Origin of the sequence: Marinobacterium aestuariivivens, assembly GCF_042661465.1 — a bacterium.
GTDB classification, from domain to species: domain Bacteria; phylum Pseudomonadota; class Gammaproteobacteria; order Pseudomonadales; family Balneatricaceae; genus Marinobacterium_A; species Marinobacterium_A aestuariivivens.
This window is the reverse complement of the sequence record NZ_JBHSWE010000001.1, coordinates 4,294,143-4,314,468: the sequence shown is the minus strand read 5'-3', so window position 1 is coordinate 4,314,468 and position 20,326 is coordinate 4,294,143. Positions and strand designations below refer to the sequence as shown.

Below are 20,326 nucleotides of genomic sequence, written 5' to 3'. Positions count from 1 at the left end.
CGTCACCCCTGTTATCACGCCGGCTCCAGCACCCCGTCGAGTTCCTCCTCCAGCGATTCGAGCATTTTGCGGGGATGATCCGAATTGAGCAGCAGCTTGCCCTTCTCGGTCGGGAATTCGACGTCGATATCGACCACCCGGCCGTCGCGGCAGACGTTGATGATGGTGTCCATGCAGGAGCTGAGCAGCGAGTACTTCTCGTCCGGCGCGGCGATGATCGTCTGCAGCCCCAGGTCGCTCATGAACGCCAGCGAGGTGATGGTGTTCTCGGAATCGAGTTTGTTGAACGCCTCGTCGAACACCGACAGGCTCATGCCGCCCAGCGGCTTGCCGTCGGCGCCTTCGCGCAGCCGGTAGGTGGCGCCCATGGCCGCGGCGATGGCGACGTAGAAGGGTACCTGGTGCTCGCCGCCGGAACCGGTCTTGATGCGCTGGGTCAGCGTCGTCTTGCGGTTGCCGTCCAGGTCCTTGACCACCAGTTCGAAGTTGTAGAAGTTGCGGTAGTCCTGCAGCAGGCTGCTCTCGCCCTCGTCCCGCAGCACCTCGTGGATCTTCTCGAGAGCATTGCGGTGTGGCCTGTCGCCATCGTGCTTCATGTCGAACAGCGAGCCAACGTTGGCCTGATCCATCCGCGTGTAGGCCTCGACCAGCTCGAGAATATCCTTGAGCTCGGGGTTGGGCATCATCTCGAAGCTGTACATCTCTTTGTGGAACGGCCGGTTCTTGAGGTGAGCGTTGAGCTCGCGGATCAGGTCCTTGATCTTGTTGATCTGATCATTAAGGTGCGCGACGAAATCGGAACGGAAGGCAGTCTCGGCCTCCAGTCGCGCACGTTCCGCCTTCTGAGTGTACTCGGCCAGCTCTGAATCGCGCAGCGCCGCCACCGTCTTGTCGACGAAGACTTCGAGGTCCTCATGGGTCGAGTCGGCACTGATCTTGTCGAGCTCCTGATGGCTCAGGCCGCCGCCATGGTAACGCGCCTTGTACTGGGCCACGGCGTCGCGTACGCCGTTCTTCTTCTTGTCGTGCAGCTGCAGCTCGGCCTGGGCCCGCTTGGCCGCGTCGAAGATGATGCGCTCCAGTTCTCCGTTGCAGGTCTCGTCGAGGTAATCCCGCTTCTCCTGCGCCGACTGGGCGTCGAAGTTCGGATTCTCCTCGCAGACGCCACGGGCAACGCCGTGATCGCCCAGCTCCTGCTCCAGAACCTCCATCGCGGCATTGTCCTTGATGATGGCGGTACGGGCTTTCTGCAGCTTGTCCATCAGCTGCTTCTGCTCGTCATTGGCGTTTTTCTGGGTCTCGACCAGCTCGGCGATGCGGCCCTGGATCCCGCTGTCGTCCTGGTTGCGCAGATCCTCGATCTCCTGGCGCTGGCCTTCGATCTCGGACTGCAGCTGGGAGCGCTGGTTGACCAGGTCGAAGACCCGGCCGTTGACGCCGAGCAGCGCACTGGCGAGGCTGATCAGGCTGTCGCGCAGCTTCTCCAGGGCGTCGTGCTGCTTGCCCAGGGTGGTGAACTCCTGCACCATCTGATCGACCTGCCGGCCCTGCAGCTCGAGCTGACTGGCGCGGCGACGGATGCCCATGATCGGCTGCAGCTCGTTGATGGACGTGGTCGAACCTTCGGACTGCAGCATGCAGTCGTAGGTCAGGGCGCGCTCGTGACGCAGCAGCTCGGTTTCGGTCTCGACCGCCATCACGCCGCCCAGCGCCCGGTTCATGTAGGCGCGGGCGTGGTCGTTGTCGGTATCGATAAAGTGCGCCAGGGAGCCGGCCTTGTAGCGCTGCAGCCAGTCAGCGCTCTTGGTGGTGTTGATGATCCTGCAGCCCTTGAGATGGCGCCCCTTGCGACGATAGAGGGTGATCGCTTCCTTGACCCGGTCCGGATCGACGATCAGCGCCTCGCGCCGCGCGCCGAGGAAGGACTCGATCGCGACACGCCACTTGTCGTCGTTGATATCGACCAGTTCGCAGATCGGCGTCGACTCGATACCGTATTCGGCCAGCAGCTCGATCAGCTCCTGGGTGTTGCGGCGCACCGGCGCCCGACCCTGCTTCAGCTGTTCGACCGCGCCTTTCTGGTTCTGGATCTCGGAGCGCAGCTCGTTGATGCGGATCACCGAGCCCTCGAAGCGTCGCGCCACCTCACGGCGCACGCCGTCGATATGCTTCTTCAGCTCGTCGAGGCAGTTGTCCACCTCGACCGGCGAATCCGGCCAGAGTTCGGCCATCATGTCGCCACCCTCGCGCCACAGGTCCACCGACTGCTGCACCACCGGCCGGAAACTTTCCGGCAGCAGGTGCTCGAAACTGGCGAAACCGACGGTGGTGCGCAGTACCTGGTGCACGCGCTGGATGCGTTCCTGCACCGAGGCGAGCTCGTGGCCGCGGGCGGTGACGGCGGACTCCAGCGCCTTGACCTGGTGGGCGGTGTCGCTGTTGTTGAGCCGCGCCCGCGCCTCGGCCAGATCCTGCATGATCTGGTTGAGCTGCTCGGACTTCTGCTCCAGCGCCTGCTGCAGCGCGACTTCCCGGTCCTGGTTCTTCTCGAGCCGCTCCTGCGCCTCCTCCTTCTTCAGGTCGGCGTTTTCGAAGCGGGTCTCGTGCACCACCCATTCGTACTCGACCGCATTCTTGACGTTGCGGTGGATGCCCTTGCACAGCTCTTGGACCTTTTCGAGCTCCTGGATGCGGTTCGAGACCTCGAGGGTCTTCTGCTCCATCGCCCGGTATTCGTCCAGCGATTTGCGGAAAGCCCCGACATGAACGATGTTCTCGTCCAGCACGAACTCGCGGATGAAGCGCGTCGGACTGTCGATCGGCACGAACTTCAGCGCGTTGCGGAAGTTCTTGACGAACTTGTCGTCGTCGTTCGGCATCTGCGGATCATGGCTCAGGTGCGTGACCATCTCGCGGATGAAGCGATTGGCGCGTTTCTCGAGCACCATGTCCGGGCAAGCCTTTAGCAGGTTGGCGCGCACCTCGGTCCAGGGCTTGGGCATGCGGCCCTCGCCCTGGCGCACCGTGAAGTCGTCGAGGCAGACGGAGAAGTCCTGCAGGATGAAGCGGCCGAGAATGTCCTCCTCGGCAGACGCGGTCGAGGCGCTGATGGCAATACCGACGCAACTCTCCTTCGCGGTCTCGGTGTCGAAGAAACTCAGCGCCATGTAGCTGATCGCGTCCTCGCGGGCATTCCCCTTCTTGCCACCGTCATCCAGCATGCCCAGACAGTAGGTGCGCAGGCTGCGCTCGCTCTTTTCGCCGGCCGAGGCGTTGAAGCTCAGGTAGCGCTTGTGGCCACCCATCAGTACCGTCTGGATGGCATCGAGCAGCGACGACTTCCCGGAACCGTTGGGGCCGACGATGGCGACATTGCCCTTGATCGGCACCTCGATGGCACCGAGCACGTACCAGTTGACCAGGACGATTCTATTGAGCTGCTTCATCGGCGGCCTCCTCGGCGGGTTCCATTTCTTCGCGGGAGTCCGCGTCACACAGGGCTTCCAGCTGGCCGACGAAATCCTCGACCACGACCTGGCGGATGCTGGGGTTGATCGCCAGCGGCACATTCTTGGGCTCGGTCTCGGCCGGCTTGCCGCGCTCGATCAGGCCGTGACGCGAAAACAGCGACAGGATCTCCTTAAGACGGGTCTCGTTGGGGATCTCCTTGGCGGTGAGGTTTTCGTACAGGCTCAGCAGCTCGTCGGTGCTGGTGTAGGCCTTGCCCCCTCGACCTCGAAGTTCTCGAGCTTCTGTTCGTACTGCTGGCGCAGGCACAGCAGCAGCAGCGACTCGTCGAGACGCAGGCGCATCACCCGCTCCTCGCCCTTCGGCAGCACCCCGAGATAGGCTTCGTCCGGCTGATAGATCAGCGACCAGCCGATCGCCTCGAACAGGTTGGTGAAATAGTCGATATGGGACGCGATCAGGAAGTAACTGTCGCGATGCCCCGGCCGTTCGGCATAAAGAAACTGGCTCACCAGCAACAGATTGGCCGCACGGGAAAAGTCGTCGGCCTTGTACTTGTCGCTGCGACCGATGATTTTCTGCAGATCACCCAGCATTTATAGTTTCCTTTGAATCACGAAGTCGCGACATTCGACCATATCGGCGACATTGACATAGCGGTCCCGGAAGCGGATCGAATAGCGCTGTGCGGTGCCCTTGCCCTTCTTGCCCAGTGACGCCAGATGGCGCACGTAGCTGAAACAGATGTAATCCTCGATCGACGCGATACGGAACTGCTGCGCCTCGAGTTCGTGGCGCTCGCCGAAATTGCTCTCGAGGTAGGCGGTGATGCGGTCCGGCGTCACCTCGCGGCGCTCCTTGTACTCCTTGAACAGCCGGCGCAGCTCCAGCACCCTCGGGTCAATTTCGGCCTGATGGATCACCCTTGGCTTGGCCTCGACGCGGCGCCGGATCGGCGAACGCACGCTGGACGGCGAGATAAAGCCGACCTCGTCCAGGGTCGTGACGCGCGGTATCTCGTCATCGGGCCGGCGCGCGATCTCGCCGATCACACGGGACAGCCGTGCCGCCATGCCCGGCGTGGTCTTGTCCATGTAGCGCACGGTATCGGCGACCCGCTTCTCGAGCCGGTAGCGGAAGTCGTCGATGGTCGCCAGACGCTGATCGACCGAATCGAAGATGCGGATGATGCGGTTGATATGCTGATGCACCATCGCCTCGGCATCGTCGTAGCCGAGTTCGAACTGCATCTGGTAATGACCGGCCAGCTGCTCGAGACGGACGCTGTCGAACTGCAGCTCCCGCAGCAGCGCCAGGATCTGGCGCCGGAAGCGGAAGGGGTTGTTCTTGGTTTTCAGCGTCTTGTAGTCCGAGACCAGGATATGCTCGACGAAGCGGTCGAAGAAGCGGCGCACGATCTCCTGGGCATGATTGGTCTCGGCCAGGCTGATCTTCAGCTCGCGCAGTCCCAGCAGCATGTCGGTCAGGTGGGCACTGAAATCCGCCGCGGTCTGCGCCGCCTCGGACAGCGTAATGCCGCGCCCGGCCGGATCCTTGATCGCGGCCTCGAGGGAGCTGAGGACGTTGAGCACGGCGCCGCCGTAGGAGCGTTTCTCGAGATTGGCGATCGACACCAGCGAGCGCAGCAGGAAGCTGATCGACGGCGACAGCAGCACGAAAGTGCGGTAGATCCGCTGCTCCTCCTCGAGCCAGCCGGTCTGCACCAGGCGGCGGTAGATGCGGCTGGCGAACTCCGCGGCGGAGCGCGGCGGCTCCGAGGCATCGTCGTTGTCGTCGCCTTCCTCGGGCTCCCAGTTGCGCACCCCGAGGCGCACCACGGCTTCCTCGATGGTGGAACGCACGAGGTCCTTGGGAATGAACGGATCGATCAGATCCTCGTCGAAGAACAGATCCGCCAGTGCGAGCATCACCGCCTGATAGGTATGGCGATTGGTGCCCGACAACGGCAGGAAGAGGTCATCTGGCAGCTTGTTGAACAGCATGCAGTCCGGTTCCAGGTGGGCTGGGAGCCTGTCGGACTTAACACTGATCTACTGCGGAAAAGCCGATTTTGGCCATTTTTTGAGCGTTTTCTTGTTAAATAGAACCACTATTCGCCGCAAAATCGCTCAAAATTTGACTCAAAACGGACTTCCCTCGCTACGATCGGCTAAGCCCGACAGGCTCTAGGGCCCGTTGCGTTGGAAAACCCCGAATTCTAACGGAAATCGGACCGCTTCATAACCCTGTGGCGATGGAATAGGAAAAAGGCCCAGGGTGACGGTCAGCGTGATCCAGGCCACCGGGGAAAGCGAACAAGCCGGCGTAGGGTGCTGGCGACGCGGAGCGAACCGCACCGCCTGTTTCGGTGCGCATCACTTCGTTCAGCAACACCCTTCCTATAATTGGCATCTCGTCGCCGATCCCGTAACCCACCATCGAGCCCGCACAGGGCTCGCCATGCCACTCCGGTTGCTTTGCGGGACCACCACAAACAGAAAGGCCGGCGCAGTGGCCGGCCTTTAGTTCTCCAGCGAGAGAGTTAGTTATCGATGTCCAGGTTGCCGTTGCTGACCAGGGTGTTGATATCGATGCCGGTCACGCCATCGAGATTGATGACCTGATCGGCTGCCGCCTCTGCGCCAGCAACGTCAACAACGCTCCCCATTCCGCCGGTGGTGCTGATGTAGAGCGTGCTGTCACCGCCCGACTCGTCGACGAAGATGAAGTTGCCAATGTTGCCGGCATTCTCTCCGACCAGCAGGTCGGACAGATCCAGCACATCGCCTTCGCCCGCATTGAAGTCGGTGACGGTATCCTCGGCGAAGTTGCCGACACCGACACCGCCCTCGTCGCCGTCGTTCCAGACGAAGATATCGGCACCGTCATCACCGGTGAGAATGTCGTTGCCGCTGGTACCGTGAACCGAGTCGTCCGCCGCGGTCCCCACGATCTCATAGACGTCCGTATCGGTTGTGTGCACCGATACCGAGAAGTCGGCGAAGTCGGTGTCATTATCGGCATCGGTACCGGTCAGCTTGAAGTCGAGCTGATAGTCGTCCGGGTACTCGTTTACGACATAGTTGGCGGACAGGCCATCGATCTTGAAGCTGACACTGCCATCGTGCGGACTCAGCTCGATATAATCGACCTCCAGAGCCGTATCGGTATCGATCATCACGGCGTAGTCGGAACCGATTGCCTCGGTCGTATTGGTTTCACTGCCGTTGGTATAGACGACCCGGACATCGACCTCATCCGAAGCCTTCACCCCACCGGTCGATGCGATATCAATCATCAGCAACGAAAGCGAAGCACCCGCGGCCACGGGGACAACGTCAAACCTGAGCTTGTCGCTCTTGTTGCCGTGCATGACGTTGTCGGCAACCCCCAAGTCGGTTGACGAAATCGTCAGGGTGCTTGCCGCCCCGAGACTTTCGCCGGTCACCACGATGTCGAAATACCCGCCGAAGATCGATTCCTCAAAGGTGTAGGATGGCAGGTTCGAGCCTCCCGATATCCCTGCCAGCAGGCTGCCGACAGGAACCTCTACGACCGGAGCTGGCGTCACCAGATTGAAGTCGTAGGTCCCGTCGGAGTTTACCTGGATGGTAAAGAAGGTGTCGCTGCCACCGTTGTAGACGCCATTGAACACCTGGGCATCCGCTGTCGAACTGCCGGCATCGTACACCAGCTCGTAGCCGCTGTTGGCGTTGGACCATTCCAGCGAAGTCGAATCAAAGTGCGACGTAAAGGCCTGAGTATCGGCACCACTGTCGAAGTCGTAGACCCCTTCATAGACGGCGGCAATATTCGCGATGGCCAGGTTGTTTACCTCAAGCGTCGGCACGTCGTCGTCGAAGCTGACGTTGCCGCCCAGGTCCACGTTCACCGTGGTGGTGGCCGTGTCATTGTCACTGTCGACCGTGGTCGCCGTGGCACTCAGACTCACCAGGCCGCTGCTCAGCGCCAGGTTGCTGTTGTCATTGCTGGCATCCAGGTCTTCCGGCAGATGATCGATCGCCGCACTCTGCGTCAGGGTCACCGTGCCGGTGCCGTCGACACTGATGCGGAACACTTCACCGCCACTGGTGCTGCCGACCACGTCGCCGCCCACCAGGCTCAGGGAGATCGCCTCACCACCGCTGGTCAGCCCCGAGTCGGTACCGTCGCCGCCGGTGATCGACAGGCTGTAGCCGCTGAGGCTGGTGCTGCCCGCACCGTCGGCCCCGTATACCGGCGTCACCGCCGCCAGCATGGCCGCCGCGAAGCTGGCACTGTCGCTGTCACTGCCGCCCTGGGTATCCGCATCCTGGGTGGTCAGCGTGATGTCGCCATCGGCTACCGCCGCCGCGCTGACGCTCGGCACGTCGTCGTCGAAGCTGACGTTGCCGCCCAGGTCCACGTTCACCGTGGTGGTGGCCGTGTCGTTGTCACTGTCGACCGTGGTCGCCGTGGCACTCAGACTCACCAGGCCGCTGCTCAGCGCCAGGTTGCTGTTGTCATTGCTGGCATCCAGGTCTTCCGGCAGATGATCGATCGCCGCACTCTGCGTCAGGGTCACCGTACCGGTGCCGTCGACACTGATGCGGAACACTTCACCGCCACTGGTGCTGCCGACCACGTCGCCGCCCACCAGGCTCAGGGAGATCGCCTCACCACCGCTGGTCAGCCCCGAGTCGGTACCGTCGCCGCCGGTGATCGACAGGCTGTAGCCGCTGAGGCTGGTGCTGCCCGCACCGTCGGCCCCGTATACCGGCGTCACCGCCGCCAGCATGGCCGCCGCGAAGCTGGCACTGTCGCTGTCACTGCCGCCCTGGGTATCCGCATCCTGGGTGGTCAGCGTGATGTCGCCATCGGCTACCGCCGCCGCGCTGACGCTCGGCACGTCGTCGTCGAAGCTGACGTTGCCGCCCAGGTCCACGTTCACCGTGGTGGTGGCCGTGTCATTGTCACTGTCGACCGTGGTCGCCGTGGCACTCAGACTCACCAGGCCGCTGCTCAGCGCCAGGTTGCTGTTGTCATTGCTGGCATCCAGGTCTTCCGGCAGATGATCGATCGCCGCACTCTGCGTCAGGGTCACCGTGCCGGTGCCGTCGACACTGATGCGGAACACTTCACCGCCACTGGTGCTGCCGACCACGTCGCCGCCCACCAGGCTCAGGGAGATCGCCTCACCACCGCTGGTCAGCCCCGAGTCGGTACCGTCGCCGCCGGTGATCGACAGGCTGTAGCCGCTGAGGCTGGTGCTGCCCGCACCGTCGGCCCCGTATACCGGCGTCACCGCCGCCAGCATGGCCGCCGCGAAGCTGGCACTGTCGCTGTCACTGCCGCCCTGGGTATCCGCATCCTGGGTGGTCAGCGTGATGTCGTCATCGGCTACCGCCGCCGCGCTGACGCTCGGCACGTCGTCGTCGAAGCTGACGTTGCCGCCCAGGTCCACGTTCACCGTGGTGGTGGCCGTGTCGTTGTCACTGTCGACCGTGGTCGCCGTGGCACTCAGACTCACCAGGCCGCTGCTCAGCGCCAGGTTGCTGTTGTCATTGCTGGCATCCAGGTCTTCCGGCAGATGATCGATCGCCGCACTCTGCGTCAGGGTCACCGTACCGGTGCCGTCGACACTGATGCGGAACACTTCACCGCCACTGGTGCTGCCGACCACGTCGCCGCCCACCAGGCTCAGGGAGATCGCCTCACCACCGCTGGTCAGCCCCGAGTCGGTACCGTCGCCGCCGGTGATCGACAGGCTGTAGCCGCTGAGGCTGGTGCTGCCCGCACCGTCGGCCCCGTATACCGGCGTCACCGCCGCCAGCATGGCCGCCGCGAAGCTGGCACTGTCGCTGTCACTGCCGCCCTGGGTATCCGCATCCTGGGTGGTCAGCGTGATGTCGCCATCGGCTACCGCCGCCGCGCTGACGCTCGGCACGTCGTCGTCGAAGCTGACGTTGCCGCCCAGGTCCACGTTCACCGTGGTGGTGGCCGTGTCATTGTCACTGTCGACCGTGGTCGCCGTGGCACTCAGACTCACCAGGCCGCTGCTCAGCGCCAGGTTGCTGTTGTCATTGCTGGCATCCAGGTCTTCCGGCAGATGATCGATCGCCGCACTCTGCGTCAGGGTCACCGTGCCGGTGCCGTCGACACTGATGCGGAACACTTCACCGCCACTGGTGCTGCCGACCACGTCGCCGCCCACCAGGCTCAGGGAGATCGCCTCACCACCGCTGGTCAGCCCCGAGTCGGTACCGTCGCCGCCGGTGATCGACAGGCTGTAGCCGCTGAGGCTGGTGCTGCCCGCACCGTCGGCCCCGTATACCGGCGTCACCGCCGCCAGCATGGCCGCCGCGAAGCTGGCACTGTCGCTGTCACTGCCGCCCTGGGTATCCGCATCCTGGGTGGTCAGCGTGATGTCGCCATCGGCTACCGCCGCCGCGCTGACGCTCGGCACGTCGTCGTCGAAGCTGACGTTGCCGCCCAGGTCCACGTTCACCGTGGTGGTGGCCGTGTCGTTGTCACTGTCGACCGTGGTCGCCGTGGCACTCAGACTCACCAGGCCGCTGCTCAGCGCCAGGTTGCTGTTGTCATTGCTGGCATCCAGGTCTTCCGGCAGATGATCGATCGCCGCACTCTGCGTCAGGGTCACCGTGCCGGTGCCGTCGACACTGATGCGGAACACTTCACCGCCACTGGTGCTGCCGACCACGTCGCCGCCCACCAGGCTCAGGGAGATCGCCTCACCACCGCTGGTCAGCCCCGAGTCGGTACCGTCGCCGCCGGTGATCGACAGGCTGTAGCCGCTGAGGCTGGTGCTGCCCGCACCGTCGGCCCCGTATACCGGCGTCACCGCCGCCAGCATGGCCGCCGCGAAGCTGGCACTGTCGCTGTCACTGCCGCCCTGGGTATCCGCATCCTGGGTGGTCAGCGTGATGTCGCCATCGGCTACCGCCGCCGCGCTGACGCTCGGCACGTCGTCGTCGAAGCTGACGTTGCCGCCCAGGTCCACGTTCACCGTGGTGGTGGCCGTGTCATTGTCACTGTCGACCGTGGTCGCCGTGGCACTCAGACTCACCAGGCCGCTGCTCAGCGCCAGGTTGCTGTTGTCATTGCTGGCATCCAGGTCTTCCGGCAGATGATCGATCGCCGCACTCTGCGTCAGGGTCACCGTGCCGGTGCCGTCGACACTGATGCGGAACACTTCACCGCCACTGGTGCTGCCGACCACGTCGCCGCCCACCAGGCTCAGGGAGATCGCCTCACCACCGCTGGTCAGCCCCGAGTCGGTACCGTCGCCGCCGGTGATCGACAGGCTGTAGCCGCTGAGGCTGGTGCTGCCCGCACCGTCGGCCCCGTATACCGGCGTCACCGCCGCCAGCATGGCCGCCGCGAAGCTGGCACTGTCGCTGTCACTGCCGCCCTGGGTATCCGCATCCTGGGTGGTCAGCGTGATGTCGTCATCGGCTACCGCCGCCGCGCTGACGCTCGGCACGTCGTCGTCGAAGCTGACGTTGCCGCCCAGGTCCACGTTCACCGTGGTGGTGGCCGTGTCGTTGTCACTGTCGACCGTGGTCGCCGTGGCACTCAGACTCACCAGGCCGCTGCTCAGCGCCAGGTTGCTGTTGTCATTGCTGGCATCCAGGTCTTCCGGCAGATGATCGATCGCCGCACTCTGCGTCAGGGTCACCGTGCCGGTGCCGTCGACACTGATGCGGAACACTTCACCGCCACTGGTGCTGCCGACCACGTCGCCGCCCACCAGGCTCAGGGAGATCGCCTCACCACCGCTGGTCAGCCCCGAGTCGGTACCGTCGCCGCCGGTGATCGACAGGCTGTAGCCGCTGAGGCTGGTGCTGCCCGCACCGTCGGCCCCGTATACCGGCGTCACCGCCGCCAGCATGGCCGCCGCGAAGCTGGCACTGTCGCTGTCACTGCCGCCCTGGGTATCCGCATCCTGGGTGGTCAGCGTGATGTCGCCATCGGCTACCGCCGCCGCGCTGACGCTCGGCACGTCGTCGTCGAAGCTGACGTTGCCGCCCAGGTCCACGTTCACCGTGGTGGTGGCCGTGTCGTTGTCACTGTCGACCGTGGTCGCCGTGGCACTCAGACTCACCAGGCCGCTGCTCAGCGCCAGGTTGCTGTTGTCATTGCTGGCATCCAGGTCTTCCGGCAGATGATCGATCGCCGCACTCTGCGTCAGGGTCACCGTACCGGTGCCGTCGACACTGATGCGGAACACTTCACCGCCACTGGTGCTGCCGACCACGTCGCCGCCCACCAGGCTCAGGGAGATCGCCTCACCACCGCTGGTCAGCCCCGAGTCGGTACCGTCGCCGCCGGTGATCGACAGGCTGTAGCCGCTGAGGCTGGTGCTGCCCGCACCGTCGGCCCCGTATACCGGCGTCACCGCCGCCAGCATGGCCGCCGCGAAGCTGGCACTGTCGCTGTCACTGCCGCCCTGGGTATCCGCATCCTGGGTGGTCAGCGTGATGTCGCCATCGGCTACCGCCGCCGCGCTGACGCTCGGCACGTCGTCGTCGAAGCTGACGTTGCCGCCCAGGTCCACGTTCACCGTGGTGGTGGCCGTGTCGTTGTCACTGTCGACCGTGGTCGCCGTGGCACTCAGACTCACCAGGCCGCTGCTCAGCGCCAGGTTGCTGTTGTCATTGCTGGCATCCAGGTCTTCCGGCAGATGATCGATCGCCGCACTCTGCGTCAGGGTCACCGTGCCGGTGCCGTCGACACTGATGCGGAACACTTCACCGCCACTGGTGCTGCCGACCACGTCGCCGCCCACCAGGCTCAGGGAGATCGCCTCACCACCGCTGGTCAGCCCCGAGTCGGTACCGTCGCCGCCGGTGATCGACAGGCTGTAGCCGCTGAGGCTGGTGCTGCCCGCACCGTCGGCCCCGTATACCGGCGTCACCGCCGCCAGCATGGCCGCCGCGAAGCTGGCACTGTCGCTGTCACTGCCGCCCTGGGTATCCGCATCCTGGGTGGTCAGCGTGATGTCGCCATCGGCTACCGCCGCCGCGCTGACGCTCGGCACGTCGTCGATGATCTGCACATCGAAGCTGGCGCTGTCGGTGCTGCCGTCGTGGTCGGTGACGACGACGCCGATGCTTTCCAGGTAGTCGCCATCGGTGGCGCCTGCCTGACTGTCGTTGTCGACGTTGTCATCCAGCTGGTAGCTGTAGTTCAGGGTGCCGCCGAATTCGTCACCGCTGAAGCCGGTCAGCGTCAGGGTGCCGTAAGCCGTGCCGAACGACTGCGGCGTCGCGCCAAGGTCGTTCAGGTCGGCCAGGGTCAGCGTGAGCCCTGCGGGACCGCCGATCTGGACCGTGCCGATACCGTCTTCGGCCGTGAAGCCAAAGGTACCGGTCTGAACCAGCGCACCCGCATCCGGGCTGCTGCCGTCGGCGAGGTTCGCTTCGTCGACAATCTCTTCTGCGCCCTCGCCATCGAGCCCGGTGATCACCACACCGCCGCCGACACCGTTAATGGTGATCGTCAGCGTCGCCGTGCGCTCGTCACCGTCGGCATCGGTCATGCTGTAATTGAAAGTCTCGGTCAGGGTTTCGCCGTCGACCAGCGCCTTTACGGCCGCCAGGTCGTTGTTCAGCGTATAGCTGTAGTTGCCGTCGCCAAGATCGGTAAAGGTGCCGTACTGGGCGTTCGTGCTTTCCCAGTCGCCAAAGCTGACAGGCGTATCGGCGCCGGGCTGACCGTTGCCGTGCAGGTCGTTGGTGAGCACATTGCCGCTGATGGCTGACGCCTCACCCTCCTCGACGCTGTTGCTGTCGTCGATCGCATTCTGCACGTCATCGACGATCTCGATGGTGATGTCGGCCGGCTCGGAACTGCTGGTGCCGTCCGAAACGCTCAGGGAAAAGACATCGGTCTCGACTCCAGCACCGTCGGTGGCCGGGCTGGTCAGTTCGTACTGGTAGCTGGCGACACCGTCCGCATAGGCGGTAATCGTCAGGGTGCCGCTGGTGCCGGCGAAGGAAGCGCCGACCAGGCTGCCGATTGCCACGGTGGTGCCGTTGATGGTGACCGACTCGAGGTCGTCGAGGCCGTCGGCATCGGACAGGGTGAAGGTGCCGGTCGCGAACTCGCTGTCGGCCGCCGCATCGGAGCCCTGCGCCAGACCCGACTCGTTGACCACGTCATTGGCGCCGTCGTTGCCCGGATCGACGTTGATCTGGGGCACATCGTTGGTACCGGTGATGGTGATCGTCAGGGTCGCGCTGTCCGGGTCACCATCCGCATCGGTGATGCTGTAGCTGAAGGTCTCGGTCAGCGTCTCGCCGCTGTCGAGCGCCTGTACGGCCGGGTTGCCGTTGTCCAGCAGGTAGCCGTAATTGCCGTCACCAAGGTCGGTGAAGGTACCGAAGCTAGCATCGGTACTGCCCCAGGCCACGAAAGTGGTCGGCACATCGGCACCGGGCTGACCGTTGCCATGGACATCATTGGTCAGGACGTTGCCACTGATCGCGGACGCCGCTTCTTCCGCCACGCTGGCGGCATCGTCGACCGCATTGGGCAGGTCGTCGGCGATTTCGATGGTGATGCTGGCCGGTGCCGATACGCTTTCACCGTCGGTAACGGTCAGGGTGAAGACATCCGACTCGATGCCGGCGAGATCCTCGGCGGGCGCGGTCAGCTCGTAGCTGTAGCTGGCGACACCGTTCTCGAAGCCGGTGATGGTCAGAGTGCCGTTGGCTCCGGCAAAGGAGGCGCCAACCAGGTCGCCGATGGCAGTACTGGTGCCATTGATGCTGATGCTCTGGATATTCTCGAGACCATCGGCATCAGCCAGGGTGAAGGTACCGGCAGCGAATTCGCTCTGCGCAGCGGCGTCCGAGCCCTGGGCCAGGCCGGATTCGGCGACGACGTCGTTGGCCCCTTCCGGATTGCCGGTATCGACCGTCACGGTCGGTACGTCGTTGGTACCGCTGATGTTGATCGTCAGCTCGGCAGACTGGGTACCATTGACCCCGTCGGTAATGCTGTAAACGAAAACCTCGCTCAGACTGTCGCCGCTGCCCAGCCCCTGGATCACCGGATCGTCATTGCTGGTCAACTCGTAGCTGTAGCTGCCATCCGAGTGGAGGGTCAGGGTACCGTACTGACCTTCGACCGTCACCGGGCCCTCGGCCGGAACGGCGACTTCGGCTCCGCCGAAGGACACGCCGATCACCTGCGGAATATCGCCGTCCTCGTCGGTATCGGCGACGTCGCCTTCGGATGCGCCGGCGCTGCCGATCACATTCCCGGCGGTCGCGACAGGGCCATCCTCTTTGACGGCATTCTGGTCGTCGTTGGCCACCGGAGTGCTGTCGTCATCGACAATAGTGATGATGGCAACGCTATTGGCCGGATCAATGCTGGCACCACTGGAGCCGATGATTTCGATACGGAAGTTTTCGTCGCCCTCGTCCCGGGAATCCTGATTGATAAACACCGGTACAGGAAATTGAGTAATTCCCGGCTCGATCGTAACCGTTATGGGTTCAAGCCCCAGGTCATGCCAGTCCCATTGCGGGTCAGTATCGGGAAAGCCATACGCAGCAGTGCCTATTTTTAACTGATAGGTAACCTGTACCGGCACATCAGAGGCTTTATCCAGCGTCAACAGGAAAGTGACGGGCTGTATATTGCCGCTACTCCCTTCCAAAACACGCGCTCCGTCTCCGCTGACCACAACAGGAAAACTCTCGTTCGGATCGACCGGCGGCTCGGTACCGGGAGGGGTTTCAGGCTGCTGAACACCGACACTCACGACCGGCTCAGGCTCGAGCAGCAGATCTTCATTCTGGGGTGTTTCGAAACTGCGGCTCAGACCCGAAGTCGGATAGCCGGCCTCGGGGTCGACTTCGGCTCCGGTGCGGTCGATCACGACAAACTGGGTGCCGGAGTCGCCCGGGCCACCGGCTTGTCCGGCACCCGGTGCCGGCCGGCAGCGGTCGCTTCGGCAACGGCGGTTGGGTCCTCGCCGGCCAGGATGGCGGCCTGGATGGCATCGACATCGCCGCTCTGTTCCAGGGCCTGCCGGGCACTGTCAGCATCAGCGATCGACTGGGTGGAGTCGAACTGGGCGGCTTCGGTGTAGAATTCGGGGGTGATCAGGGCTTCCTGGCCGGAAGCCAGGGCAACGGTGTCGCCGGCAGCGCTGGTCAACTCGACGCTACCACCGGCCAGCACGCGGATGGTTTCGCCTTCGTAGACGTCGTCGCCGACGGCCAGCTGGCGCTCGCTGCCATCGGCCGCAACGGCGACGACCGTACCGGTCATGGAGGTCAGGGTTCCGGCTACCGGCGGCTGACCGTCAGCACCTTCCGTTTCGGCATCCGCGGCGACGATCAGAGACTCCTGACCGGCATCCAGCGCCAGCACTTCGCCGTTCGCATCGGTGATCTCGATACGCGCGCCTTCACCTGCGCGAATCTCCTCCCCCTCGTAGACCACATCGCCCAGTGCCAAAACGCGCTCGCTGCCGTCCGGGGCGACTGCCACCACGGTTCCGGTAATAAAACTGACACTGCCTGCAACATCCCCAGTCGCCATGACTCACCTCCTGATGATCTGTCTGCGCCTTCTCAAGGCCCGACCCAACAATAAGAGGTAACGGCAAGCACGACTACTGTACCGTGGTACAGTCATGATCCAGATCAGCAAATAAACAAAGGCGGCCGCAGCCCGTCTCCTGCCAGGTCAGTCGGCGCCCGCCGGCGCGGGAGGGTGCAGCGTTTTCTCGCGCTGCAGACGCCGGTAGATGTCCAGCACAGACCGGTGCAGCCGCAGCCCCTGCAGGTCCTCGTCGATCTTCGACAGGTCGAGGAAGACCTCCCCGCCCGCCAGCATCGAGCGCACCCGCCGCAACAGCGGCTCGCCGTGGATCTGCTGCAGCAGATATTCGAAATGGGCCGTCTGGCGTTCCGGATCGAGTCTGAACTGCAGCAACTGATTGAGGCAGCGGTACAGCCTTGCACCGACGGCCGAACCGTTACCGCTCTGCAGAACCCAGTCGCTCCATTCGAGTGCCAGCTGCAGATCTCCGGTTCTGAGAGCCAGCAGGCAGCGCAGTTCGCCCACCCGCAACCGGCTCCAGGCTGTACCGGGGTCCGGACAGAAGCCCGCCAGGGCCGCAACCCCGAGTTCGTCCGCCACCCTCGCTTCGTCGAGCTGGCGTTGCAGCTCCGTCGCGGACTCGACGCTCAGATCCGGCAGCCCCATCAGCGCCGGACGCATTGCAACGGCGCGGTTGTTGTTGCCATGAACGAGACGATCCACCGGATAGAGGTCGGCCATGCCCGGCACCACGACCTGGCAGCAGTAGAGCCCCAGATGCTCGTGGTCGGCAATGTAGATATCCATGTCGACGCGATGAATAAGGTAGCAAAGGTGCTCGAATTCGGCCTGGGCGTCGCCTTCGACATTCCACTCGGTAAAGGCATAGTCCGGCTCACGCGACAACAGATCCCAGCAGACAACACCGCTCGAGTCGATAAAGTGCGCCTCGAGATTGGCCTGCTCGGCCACCTGCTTGAGATCGAAACAGGGCTGCGCAAAGCCGCTCAGCCGGTCGATATCGCGCCCCTGCATCATCCCGGTCAGGGTTCGCTCCAGCGCTTTCTCGAACTTGGGATGAGCGCCGAAGGCCGCACAGCAGCCGCCGTCGGCGGGGTTGATCAGGGTAATATTGACCAGCGGAAACTTGCCGCCGAGGGAGGCGTCCTGAACCACCACGACCAGACCGGCCGCTCTCAGCGCCTCGATCGACTCACAGAAGGCCGGATGGCGCCCGAGCACCGACTCGGGGATGGCCGGCAGGCTGATCCCGGCCGTCAGGATGGTGTTCTTGATATGGCGCTCGAAGATCTCCGACAGCGCCTGGGTGCGCCCTTCCCAGACCGAGCCGCCGGCCGCCATGCCGTTGTTGGTGTACAGGTTGCTCAGTATGTTCACCGGCAGCCAGACCTGCTCCCCGGTCCGCTGACGGGTAAAGGGGATGGCGCAGATTCCGCGCGCCACATTGCCCGAATTGGTGTCGACGAGCATACGCGAGCGCAGCTGACCGTGGAGATCGTAATGGTCCCGGGTGGCCTCATCCATCAGCCCCTCGGGAAGCCCCTTGGAACTGAGCGGGAACCAGCGCTCGTTGGGGTAATGCACAAAATCAGCACTGGACAGCTCGCGGCCAAAGGCCAGGTCGGCAAAAAACTGATTGCAGGCCAGCCGCTCGTAAAATTCGCCCAGCGCACTGGCCATGGCCGCCTCACGGCTTGCCCCTCGACCACCACTGACAAACAGCGAACAGTTGCGATCGCGAAGCTCCACCCACCAGACCCGGGGCACCGGGTTGCACCAGCGCACTTCCTCGAGCTCGAAACCCAGCCTCTGCAACCCCTGACTCATCTTGCGGATGCGCTGATCCAGAGAGGCCCGTGTATCCCTGACTGCCTTCATGCCCTCTCCCACTACCCTTGACGCTACTGTACAGGTGGACCGAACACCTCGACCCACAGCCCGGTCCGGCATTGTCCCATGACAGACCACCCGCCGTTCAACCCCGGCACATCGCCGATTATAACGATTTAGACCCTTGCCCATGCAGCGGGGAAAAACAAAAAAACTTTTTAAACTAAGGGGTTGACGCCCTACCGGCAGCTCACTAATATACGCCGCCACGGTTGAGGTGTTCCTCGATAGCTCAGTTGGTAGAGCAGTAGACTGTTAATCTATTGGTCGCAGGTTCGAGTCCTGCTCGAGGAGCCAACCGCTGATACTGTAAAGATGTTCCCCGATAGCTCAGTTGGTAGAGCAGTAGACTGTTAATCTATTGGTCGCTGGTTCGAGTCCAGCTCGGGGAGCCACAGTCAGCGGAGTCACCCAACCCGTCTTTCGGAGTGTAGCGCAGTTTGGTAGCGCATCTGGTTTGGGACCAGAGGGTCGGGGGTTCGAATCCCTCCACTCCGACCATTACCCCTTCCCATAACAGTTCACTGATTCCCACACCCCTTGTAACTACGGGGCTTGCAGCCTATCTTTGTTCCCATAAGTTGTTTTGTGATCCCACTGTATCCGGGGCACATTGGGGGCAACTCTGGGGGCAACTCGCGTACCCCAAAATTTGATGCCCCTATTTCGATGCCCCCACTCCGAATTGAGGAGGCGGCACCATGCCCTTGAATGATAGGCAGGTGAAGGCAGCGAAGCCAAGAGAAAAGCCGTACAAGCTCAGTGATGAGAAGTCCATGTACCTGGAGATCTTCCCCAACGGCTCCAAGTACTGGCGCATGAAATTTCGCTTCAACGGCAAAGAGAACCGCCTGTCTTTCGGCGTCTACCCCGACGTCTCACTCAAGCAAGCCCGGGACGCCCGGGACGAGGCCCGCCAGCTCCTCGCCCAAGGCATCGACCCCTCCACTCACAAGAAAGCCCAGAAGCTCGCTAGCCGAACCGCGGCAGCCAACAGTCTCGAGGTCGTTGCCCGCGAGTGGTTTGATGTCCGCATGAAGGACAAGAGCGAGAGCCATCGCAGCCGATCGCTGCGGGCGCTTGAGATGTACCTCTTCCCTTCCCTTGGCCGGCGCCCCCTCGCAGAAATCACACCTGTGGAGCTGCTGTCTGTGCTCCGCAAAGTCGAGCAGACCGGCAAACTCGAAACCGCCCGACGCGTGAAGCAGACGGCAGGCCAAGTATTCCGGTTTGCAATCAGCACCGGTCGCGCCGAGCGAGACCCGACCGCCGATCTGAAAGACGCCCTTCGGACACCCGAGAAACGCCACTTCGCCGCCATCACCAAGCCAGCTGAAGTTGGCCGGCTTATGGTGGCCATTGACGAATACACCGGCACCCCGGTGGTGATTGCCGCCCTCAAATGTTCGGCATACTGGTTTTGTCGGCCTGGCGAACTGCGCCACCTCGAGTGGGAGCAGATCAACTGGGACGAGCAACGAATCGAGATCACTGCGGAAAAAACCAAGCAGGAACACATCATTCCCTTGTGCCGCCAGAGCATCGACATCCTGCAGTCGTTAGAGCTGCTCACAGGCCGCTCTCGCTTCGTTTTCCCGTCTGCCCGGGGCTTCAGTCGCCCTATGTCGGAAAACGCCGTACGTATCGCCCTGCGCAGCATGGGCTACGATCGTGACACCATGACCGCGCACGGCTTCCGGGTGATCGCTCGCACTCTGCTTGATGAGGTCCTTGATTATCGGATCGAGTGGATCGAGCAGCAACTCGCGCACACTGTGAAGGACGCCAACGGCCGAGCCTACAACCGAACCAAGCACCTGGAGCAACGGCGGAAGATGATGCAGCACTGGGCCGACTACCTCGATCAACTCAAATCGAAAAGCCTGGCGGGAAACGTTATTAGCGCGAGCTTTAGGCGAGAGACTGTATAAAAAAACACCCACGGCGGGTCATATTTTTACGCTACACAAGCAATTAGGATGAGGTAACCAATGACGTAGAAGCTGACGAAACCTAGCCTTTGCAGCTGGGGAAAGAGAGGTGGCGCTGAGGACTGGTCCTCCCCAACGCCGGCTCATGAAATCCAAGTGAGGAGTAGTTCATGAACACTCAAAATTGTAACACTGATCCAACCCTGGCGCTCAGGCGGTCACGCCTGCCCCACCCCATCGATACCATCACGGAAGTCGCCGAGGCAGGCGCCGTCCAGGTCGGCATGCTGGCGAGCCATGGCGTACCTCGCCGACTTTCAGATCACGATCTTGAAGTGACAATGCATGATCTCGAACGAAAGTTTCGGCTCATTGAGTCCGAGATGCGGCGCTTCAATGAGATCGACATACATGAGGCCCTGACAGCCGAGGGGGCGACACTATGATCCCGA

9 protein-coding genes and 3 tRNA genes are annotated in these 20,326 nt (G+C 63.0%); 5 read left to right on the top strand and 7 right to left on the bottom strand.

The genetic code is table 11. The annotated features are described in order from the left end of the window. Nucleotides 1-14: 14 nt before the first annotated feature. The 7 genes from ACFQDL_RS22570 to ycaO form a co-directional block, all read right to left on the bottom strand. On the bottom strand, nt 15-3,446 hold the full coding sequence (locus ACFQDL_RS22570) for an SbcC/MukB-like Walker B domain-containing protein (RefSeq protein WP_379910977.1): 3,432 nt from the start codon (nt 3,444-3,446) through the stop codon (nt 15-17). Further along, a complete protein-coding gene (locus tag ACFQDL_RS22565; RefSeq protein WP_379910976.1) occupies nt 3,430-3,777 on the bottom strand; it encodes a hypothetical protein in 348 nt (115 codons plus the stop codon). Before ACFQDL_RS22565 ends, ACFQDL_RS22570 begins: the two co-directional genes overlap by 17 nt. Continuing rightward, the gene (locus ACFQDL_RS22560; protein ID WP_379910975.1) at nt 3,693-4,064 is read right to left on the bottom strand and encodes a DUF4194 domain-containing protein; all 372 of its coding nucleotides are present in this window, start codon (nt 4,062-4,064) and stop codon (nt 3,693-3,695) included. The genes ACFQDL_RS22565 and ACFQDL_RS22560 overlap by 85 nt, the downstream gene beginning before the upstream one ends. Further along, nucleotides 4,065-5,471 carry a Wadjet anti-phage system protein JetA family protein gene (locus tag ACFQDL_RS22555; protein WP_379910974.1) on the bottom strand — a complete coding sequence of 469 codons (1,407 nt, stop codon included), beginning with the start codon at nt 5,469-5,471 and terminating at the stop codon, nt 4,065-4,067. Nucleotides 5,472-6,010: 539 nt separating this feature from the next. Further along, the gene (locus ACFQDL_RS22550; RefSeq protein ID WP_379910973.1) at nt 6,011-15,361 is read right to left on the bottom strand and encodes a DUF5801 repeats-in-toxin domain-containing protein; all 9,351 of its coding nucleotides are present in this window, start codon (nt 15,359-15,361) and stop codon (nt 6,011-6,013) included. Further along, a complete protein-coding gene (locus tag ACFQDL_RS22545; protein ID WP_379910972.1) occupies nt 15,358-16,029 on the bottom strand; it encodes a retention module-containing protein in 672 nt (223 codons plus the stop codon). The genes ACFQDL_RS22550 and ACFQDL_RS22545 overlap by 4 nt, the downstream gene beginning before the upstream one ends. 147 nt (nt 16,030-16,176) lie before the next feature. Beyond that, nucleotides 16,177-17,931 (bottom strand): 30S ribosomal protein S12 methylthiotransferase accessory factor YcaO, encoded by a 1,755-nt coding sequence (gene ycaO / locus ACFQDL_RS22540; RefSeq protein ID WP_379910971.1) that lies wholly within the window; start codon nt 17,929-17,931, stop codon nt 16,177-16,179. A gap of 233 nt (nt 17,932-18,164) precedes the next feature. On the opposite strand from ycaO, the gene ACFQDL_RS22535 reads away from it, so the two are divergent. The 5 genes from ACFQDL_RS22535 to ACFQDL_RS22515 all read left to right on the top strand — a co-directional run bounded on the left by ACFQDL_RS22535 (nt 18,165) and on the right by ACFQDL_RS22515 (nt 20,320). Next, nucleotides 18,165-18,240 (top strand) — tRNA-Asn (locus ACFQDL_RS22535). Between the two features lie 22 nt (nt 18,241-18,262). After that, nucleotides 18,263-18,338: transfer RNA gene (locus ACFQDL_RS22530), tRNA-Asn, on the top strand. Between the two features lie 29 nt (nt 18,339-18,367). Further along, nucleotides 18,368-18,444: transfer RNA gene (locus ACFQDL_RS22525), tRNA-Pro, on the top strand. Nucleotides 18,445-18,644: 200 nt separating this feature from the next. Continuing rightward, entirely contained in the window at nt 18,645-19,874 is a 1,230-nt protein-coding gene (locus tag ACFQDL_RS22520) for a tyrosine-type recombinase/integrase (protein ID WP_379910970.1), read from the top strand. A 170-nt stretch (nt 19,875-20,044) separates the two neighbouring features. After that, nucleotides 20,045-20,320: a hypothetical protein gene (locus tag ACFQDL_RS22515; protein WP_379910969.1), complete on the top strand. Its 276-nt coding sequence runs from the start codon at nt 20,045-20,047 to the stop codon at nt 20,318-20,320. Nucleotides 20,321-20,326: the final 6 nt, after the last annotated feature.